This window comes from Caballeronia temeraria, assembly GCF_001544795.2.
In the GTDB taxonomy this organism is placed as follows: domain Bacteria; phylum Pseudomonadota; class Gammaproteobacteria; order Burkholderiales; family Burkholderiaceae; genus Caballeronia; species Caballeronia temeraria.
Map to the genome: position 1 here is coordinate 148,746 of NZ_FCOI02000018.1, position 7,393 is coordinate 156,138.

The following is a 7,393-nucleotide window of genomic DNA, read 5'->3' on the forward strand; positions in this document are numbered from 1 at the left end:
TTATGAACACGTTGGTCGAACCACTGGTGATTGCAGGAGCGCATCGCACGCTGCCTGATTTGTTGCAAAGCCGCGCTGCTCGCAACGGTGATGCTCCGCTCTTTTCTGATCGCGAAACAACTTGGACGGCACGCGACGCCGTTGAGGCAGCATCGAGACGCGCCGGTGCATTAGCAGCTTACGGAATTAAGCGGGGTGACCGTGTCGCGATCCTCTGCGGAAACCGGATCGAGTTCATGGAAATGGTGCTCGGGTGCGGATGGCTTGGCGCGGTTGCCGTGCCAATTAACACCGCCTCGCGTGGCATGCAGTTACAGCACATCTTGCGGAACTCCGGCGCCCGCCTCCTGGTGGCAGAGTCAAACCTAATCGAAGCGGTCAGGGCGCTGGACGAGGATGAACTCTCCCTCGAAACGATCTGGGTCATCGGTGAACCGCATGACGTCTCTGGACCCTCGCCGTTTGCGCAAGTGGGGCTTCCCCCGGGCGGCGAGCCGGTCGAAGCGGCGGCGCTTAGCGACGGCGATCCGTTCGTTATTCTTTACACGTCAGGCACGTCCGGGTTATCCAAGGGCGTCGTATGTCCCCATGCGCAGTTCTTCTGGTGGGGCACGCATACAGGAGGCGACCTTGAAGTGCGCGCCGGCGATGTGCTCTATACGTGTCTTCCCCTCTTTCACACAAACGCTCTCAACAGTTTCTTCCAAGCTCTGATGCACGATGCACAGCTCATCGTCGAACGGCGTTTCTCGGCTAGCGGGTTCTTTGATTCGCTTGTCAGCACCGGCGCGACGGTCACGTACGTGCTGGGCGCAATGGTTCCAATTCTTCTCTCACGGCCACCGTCGCCCAAGGAGCGCGAACACCGTGTTCGCGTAGCGCTTGCACCCGGCGTGCCCCCGCAGTTTCAGAACGCATTCACAGAACGCTGCGGCATCGGTCTTGTCGACGGCTACGGCTCGACCGAGACGAATTCGGTCATCGGCGGCAAGCTGAACACACGCCGTGCGGGATTCATGGGCAAACTCGCGCACGGCTTCGACGCGCGCGTCGTCGATGAGAACGACCAGCCGGTGCCGGACGGCGAGGCAGGCGAGCTCGTCTTGCGTGCGGATCAACCCTTCGCGTTTGCGAGCGGCTATTTCGGCATGCCGGAGAAGACCGTTGAGGCGTGGCGCAACCTCTGGTTTCACACGGGCGATCGCGTCGTGCGTAGTGAGGATGGCTATTTCAGGTTCGTTGACCGACAGAAAGACGCGATCCGTCGACGCGGCGAGAACATTTCCTCGTTCGAGGTCGAGCAGGTCTTGCTCAGCCATCCCGCCGTCGAGCTGGCCGCAGTTTTTGCTGTGCAATCGTCTCTTGCAGAGGACGAAGTCATGGCCGCCATCGTTCTGCGCGAGGGCCGCACGCTCGATCCGCTCGAACTCATCAAGTTTTGCGAGCCGCGCATGCCTTACTTCGCCGTCCCACGCTATCTGGATTTCAGGCCCGATGTCCCAAAGACGGAGAACGGCAAGATCATGAAGTACAAGTTGCGCGAAACCGGCGTGACTTCGACGACGTGGGACCTTGAAGAGTCAGGCTATCGACTAAAGCGCTCCTAAATCGCGAACAGCTGCAACGCGAATATCGTTTCCCTCCCGTCGTCGGTCGACCCGATCCCAAGGGGGCGAACGCAACTCCATCGTCACCTTTCAGTGTCCTCGGGGCACACCCGGAGTAAGAGATGGCAAGCATGCAAACCCTGTCGGCCCAGGCCGCCCACTCAGACGGATCGACCGCCGAAGTAGCGGGCCATGTCGATCAAAAGTCGCTTCGACGTATCGTGATGGCATCGGTCGCGGGCAACGCGCTCGAGTGGTACGACTTCTTTCTCTATAGCACGGCTGCCGCGCTCGTCTTTGGCGAGCTCTTTTTCCCGAAAGGAACGGACCCGCTCATCGGCACGCTCGGTGCGTTCGCCGGCTTTGCAGTCGGCTTCGCTGCGCGCCCGCTTGGGGGCGTTATCTTCGGTCACATCGGAGACCGCTTCGGCCGGAAGGGGGCGTTGGTATGGACGCTCTCCATCATGGGGGGCGCGACCTTCCTGATCGGTGTCCTGCCAACGTATGCACACGTAGGCATGTGGGCGCCCGCGTTACTAATGGCGCTGCGCATTCTGCAAGGCGTCGCTGCAGGCGGCGAATGGGGCGGCGGTGTCCTGATGATCAGCGAGTCCGCTCCGCCCGAAAAGCGCGGCTTCTACGCATCGCTGAGCCAGATCGGCGTGGGCGGCGGTTTCGTGTTGTCTGCCGTAATATTTTTTATCGTGCAGATGTTGCCGAAGGACGCTTTCATGAGCTGGGGCTGGCGGGTGCCGTTCCTTCTCTCGATTCTGATTTTCGGCGTAGGTGTCTACATTCGCTCGAAGTTGCCCGAGAGCGCGGAGTTCACCAGTACACAGGCTGCGGGCAAGAAAACACACACGCCCGTGCTTGACGTCATCCGCAAGCACCCGCGCGAGATTCTGCTGGCAATGGGATTGCGCGTGGCCGAGAACGGTGGCTCTTACATCATGCTCGCCTTCGCGCTCGCCTATGGCAAGTTCATCGGTGTGTCGAGCCAGGTCATGCTCGCTGGGGTGATCGTCTCGATGAGCGTTGAACTTTTTGCGATGCTGCTGTGGGGGCGGCTGTCGGACCGAGTGGGCCGCAAGCCCGTCTACCTGATCGGCGCATTGGGGCTCGTTGCAATTGCCTTTCCCTTCTTTTGGCTCATTGACACCAAGGTTCCGGCGCTTATCTGGCTCGCGTTCCTGCTCGGAAATGCGATCTGTCATGGAGCGATGGTCGGCACGCAGCCAAGCCTGATGGGTGAGCTCTTCAGTACCGAGGTGCGTTATTCAGGCATGGCGCTGGGACATGAGGTGGCATCCGTATTCGCGGGTGGGCTTGCGCCGATGCTCGCGACTGCGTTGCTCGCGCATTACCACGCGGCATGGCCCGTCGCGCTGATGATGATGGGGATGGGTCTCATCACGGTCATCGCGCTCGTCTTCACGCGTGAAACCGTCGCCAAACGCGCTTGAGGAACGCCAACATGTCAGCATCCGATTTCGATGGGGTTGTCGTTGCGGCCGGCGTCGAGGTGCCTTACAGCCGGCAGCCGACGACCGGTTCAACTGGCGAGCTCCTCGCGCAAGCTTTCGGCTCGCTACTGCATGAATCTGGCTTCTCGGCGAAAGACATCGATGGTCTGGGAGTCGCTTCATTTACGCTTGGCCCCGATCACGGGATTGATCTAGCGTGGCGGCTCGGCCTGAGTCCTCGCTGGTGCATGGATGATTGCCACGGTGGTGCAAGCGGCATCAATCTGTTACAGCATGCGATTCGCGCGATTCAGCACGGTGACGCGAACGTCATCGCGCTGGTCTCAGGCGACCAGTTCCAGCCTAGTGATTTCAAGAATCTCGTCGAAAACTACAATCTGACGACCCGCACCTGGCTACGGCCCTTGAAAAATGGTGGGCCGAACAGCGTATTCGCGATGCTCACGCAGCGACATGCCAGGCGTCATGGCCTCACGCGCGCCGACTATGGCGCAATATGTGTCGCCCAACGCGAATGGGCGAGCCTGAATCCCAAGGCTGTTTATCGGACGCCGATGTCTCTCGACGATTACCTGGCGGCACCGCTCGTGGCTGATCCGCTCGGGCGCCTCGACTGTGTGCCCGTCGTGGGTGGTGCAAACGCCATCCTGGTCACTCGCAATGACCTCGCGCGTGGCCCGGGAGCCGTCCGCATGCGGGCCCTCAAATGCTTGTACAACGCCGACCATCAGATGGGCGATGGGCTTGAGACATCGCTCAAACAGGTGGCAGCGGATCTGTGGCGACAGGCGGGCGTAAGTCCTGAAGACATCGATTTGGTGTCCGTATATGACGATTATCCGGTGATGGTCCTTGCGCAGCTGAGCGACCTCGGCTTTGCCGCCGACGGCGATATGTGTGCGCTCATCGCGAGGATCGCCTCGCGTACCTTGCCTGTCAATACCTCGGGCGGGCAGCTGTCCGTCGGGCAGGCGGGCGCCGCCGGGGGCATGCACGGGCTGGTCGAAGCCATCGCGCAGCTCCAGGGCAAAGCGGGCGATCGGCAGGTCAAGCACGCGAAGCTCGCTGTGGTGAGCGGATACGGCATGGTCGAGTATCGCTACGGAATGTGCGCGAACGCCGTGGTGATGGAAAGAGCTTGAGGAGCGAACGATGAACCTCGACGTTACGCAATGCACGCAGTGCGGGTTGACGCTCTTTCCGGCTCGGTACTTTTGTCCGAGCTGTGGCAGCAACGCGTGGACGCGATGCACGGTTGAATCGGGAACGGTGATGGAATCGACCGTCGTACGGCACCGCGCGGGTGAACGCGACTCGCCCCCGATATATCTCGCGACCGTACGGACGGACGCGGGGCCTGTGGTGGTCGCGCGCCTGAACGCCGCGGTCCCGGACGGATCGGCGGTGCGGTTAGAGGTGCACGACGATCAATGCATCGTCGCCGTTGCAGTCTGACATTGTGCGAACCAGCAGCAGATCTTAAGAAAAAACGTCGCTTTATACCAGGGAGATCGTCGTGAGAATGTGCTTATTTGGGCTGTCGTTAGGATGCCTATTCGCATGCCAGGTTGCGCATGCTCAAAGTAGCGTGACGTTGTACGGGATCATCGACGACGGCCTGACCTGGTCGAGCAATCAAGGCGGTCACAGCGCGTGGCAGATGCAAGGGAGCATTTCGCAGGGCAACCGCTGGGGCTTGAGGGGACTCGAAGATCTCGGAGACGGCTGGTCCGCGCTATTCAAGCTGGAGAACGGCTTCAACGTGAACACGGGGACGTTGAGTCAGGGCGGGCGGCTCTTCGGCCGCCAGGCATACGTTGGTCTCTCGAGTACACGCTACGGTACGGTGACCATGGGTCGACAGGGCGAGGCCATTGGAGATTACATCGGCACGTTCTCGGCCAATGGCATGCTTCCGGGGGGCATTCTCTTTCCGCATCCAGGCGATCTCGATAACAATGGCATCGACTTTCGCCTGAACAACACCGTCAAATATGTGTCACCGACCATTGCCGGGCTTACCGGCGTGGCGATGTACAGCTTCGGTGGCGTCGCTGGTGACTTCGCCCGAACGAGCGCGAAATCTTTTGCACTGACATACGCATACGGCGGGTTCCAGTTCGCCGGCGCCTATACGTCGATCGATCATCCCGCCCAGGCTGTTCCTGAAGGACTTTGGACTGCGTCCAACACTGTGAACGGGAACTACGGTCTTGCTGCAGGCAGCTATAAGGTGATCGGCGTGGGTGCGGCCTACAACTTCGGTCGGGCAACGATCAGTGCCGACTGGACGCACACGCAGTTCGGCGATCTCGACCCAACCTTAGGCGCCAAGATCGGCGGCCACGCAACGTTCAACATCGGCGAAATCGTCGGGCTTTATAAGCTCACACCGAGTTTGCAACTAGGCGCGGCGTACAGCTACACGGCGGGCCGCGTGTCGCAGACGGGTTATGCACCGGGCTATCACGAGGGCGATGCAAGCATCGACTACCTGCTTTCGGTACGTACTGACGTTTACGCCAGCGCAACTTACATGCACGCGACTGGCGGTGCGGTAGCCAACCTCGCACCCGTGCTCGCAGCATCCAGTTCGCCGAATCAGGTCGCATTGCGAATAGGCATGCGTCACAAGTTCTGAGTGCGCGGGCGTTTTCGAGGACGAACATTCGTTGTAGCACGCCGGTAGAACTGACATCAGCAAAACAATAACGTTATCCGATGCGGAGGCACATATGGATTCGGTATTTCGGTCGCATCGATTGACATCGATGAGCGTTCTTTGCGGCGTCACGGCGCTGTTTCTGGCCGCTTGCTCGGGAGGCGACGGAGCATCTTCGGACCCGACGTCAGCGACAGTCGAGAGTGGCAAACTACGCGGCGCTGTTTCGGATAACGTACTTTCATTCAAGGGAATTCCGTACGCAGCGCCGCCCGTGGGCGATTTACGTTGGCGAGCGCCCCAGACAGCGGCTTCCTGGAGCGGTGTGCGCGATGCAAGCGCCTACGGACATGACTGTATGCAGCTACCCTTTGCGTCCGACGCTGCGCCTATCAGGACCACACCGTCGGAGGATTGCCTTGTTTTGAACGTGTGGCGTCCTGCCGCGAACTCAGGCGGGAACGAGGCGCAGAAGCTGCCTGTCATGGTATGGATACATGGTGGCGGCTATACGAACGGTGGCTCGTCGCCGGCGGTCTACGATGGAAGCCAGTTTGCGAAGCATGGGTTGGTATTTGTGAGCCTGAACTATCGATTAGGGCGATTCGGTTTCTTCGGACACCCCGCACTCACCGCCTCTCAGTCGGCCGAACCGCTTGGCAACTACGGTTACATGGACCAGATCGCTGCGTTGCAGTGGGTCCAGCGCAATATCGCGGCCTTCGGTGGAGACCCGAAGAACGTGACCATTTTCGGCGAGTCGGCCGGCGGCGAATCGGTGCACTCATTGATTACATCGCCTCTGGCGAAGGAGCTCTTCTCGAAAGCAATCATCGACTCGGGTAGTGGACGTGTCAACCAAACATATGGACGCTATCTCACCGCGACCGGATCGGGAAACGTCGCGTCGGGCGAGCAGCTCGGAACCGCCTTCGCGCAAAGCATGGGGATCTCCGGCAGTGATACAAGCGCGTTGGCCCAACTGCGCGCGCTGACGGCCGACCAGGTGGTGAACGGATTGAACCTCGGCTCCGCGTCTTCCGCGAGCGCAACCTGGTCGTCCGGCCCGATGATCGACGGCAAGCTGGTCACTGACGAACCGGGGAGGTTATACGCGAGTGGCCAGTTCAACTCCGTTTCGTTGCTGGTGGGCACCAATGATGCGGACCTTGCGATTCCCTTGCCCGCGAAGACCAAGGACGACGCGTATGCGATTTTTGGTTCACGCAATCTTGCCGCCGCGAGATCCGTCTTCGATCCAAACGGGACTGCAACTGTTCCGGACGTGGTAAGCGAAATTGCGCGGGTTGAACTGATGCATGAGCCCGCGCGTTTCGTGGCGCGCAGCGTCATTGCGCACGGATCGGCTGCCTATGTGTACCGATTCTCGTATGTCGCGCAATCCTTGAAAGGCAAGGTGAGCGGTGCCGTACACGCGGCCGAGATTCCGTACGTCTTCGACATGCTGACTGCGGCATACGGTAGCCAGGTCACGGACCAGGACGAGCGTGTCGCCCAGTTAGCGAATGCCTATTGGGCCGACTTCGCCAAAGCGGGAAATCCTAACAGGTTGCTGAAGTACCGAGGGTTCATGTCATCGTGGAAGTGCCCTGATGCGTTGATATTAGACCCCTTACTTG

6 protein-coding genes are annotated in these 7,393 nt (G+C 60.2%); all 6 read left to right on the top strand.

What is annotated here, in order from left to right:
* The first annotated feature begins 2 nt into the window (after nt 1-2).
* A complete protein-coding gene (locus AWB76_RS24340; RefSeq protein ID WP_061162685.1) occupies nt 3-1,607 on the top strand; it encodes an ATP-dependent acyl-CoA ligase in 1,605 nt (534 codons plus the stop codon).
* Between the two features lie 122 nt (nt 1,608-1,729).
* Nucleotides 1,730-3,070, top strand: coding sequence for an MFS transporter (locus tag AWB76_RS24345; RefSeq protein WP_061162686.1), 1,341 nt, complete (start codon nt 1,730-1,732; stop codon nt 3,068-3,070).
* A gap of 11 nt (nt 3,071-3,081) precedes the next feature.
* A complete protein-coding gene (locus AWB76_RS24350) occupies nt 3,082-4,233 on the top strand; it encodes a thiolase family protein (RefSeq protein WP_061162706.1) in 1,152 nt (383 codons plus the stop codon).
* Between the two features lie 10 nt (nt 4,234-4,243).
* Nucleotides 4,244-4,546 carry a Zn-ribbon domain-containing OB-fold protein gene (locus tag AWB76_RS24355; protein ID WP_061162687.1) on the top strand — a complete coding sequence of 101 codons (303 nt, stop codon included), beginning with the start codon at nt 4,244-4,246 and terminating at the stop codon, nt 4,544-4,546.
* Between the two features lie 133 nt (nt 4,547-4,679).
* The gene (locus AWB76_RS24360) at nt 4,680-5,732 is read left to right on the top strand and encodes a porin (RefSeq protein WP_244173440.1); all 1,053 of its coding nucleotides are present in this window, start codon (nt 4,680-4,682) and stop codon (nt 5,730-5,732) included.
* 130 nt (nt 5,733-5,862) lie between these two features.
* On the top strand, nt 5,863-7,393 hold a 1,531-nt coding region (locus AWB76_RS24365), incomplete at its 3' end, for a carboxylesterase/lipase family protein (RefSeq protein ID WP_244173442.1).

What these genes read in the sequence shown, in the direction of transcription:
- AWB76_RS24340 (WP_061162685.1), top strand. Translation starts at nt 3, where the DNA reads ATGAACACGTTGGTCGAACCACTGGTGATTGCAGGAGCGCATCGCACG.
- AWB76_RS24345 (WP_061162686.1), top strand. Translation starts at nt 1,730, where the DNA reads ATGGCAAGCATGCAAACCCTGTCGGCCCAGGCCGCCCACTCAGACGGA.
- AWB76_RS24350 (WP_061162706.1), top strand. Translation starts at nt 3,082, where the DNA reads ATGTCAGCATCCGATTTCGATGGGGTTGTCGTTGCGGCCGGCGTCGAG.
- AWB76_RS24355 (WP_061162687.1), top strand. Translation starts at nt 4,244, where the DNA reads ATGAACCTCGACGTTACGCAATGCACGCAGTGCGGGTTGACGCTCTTT.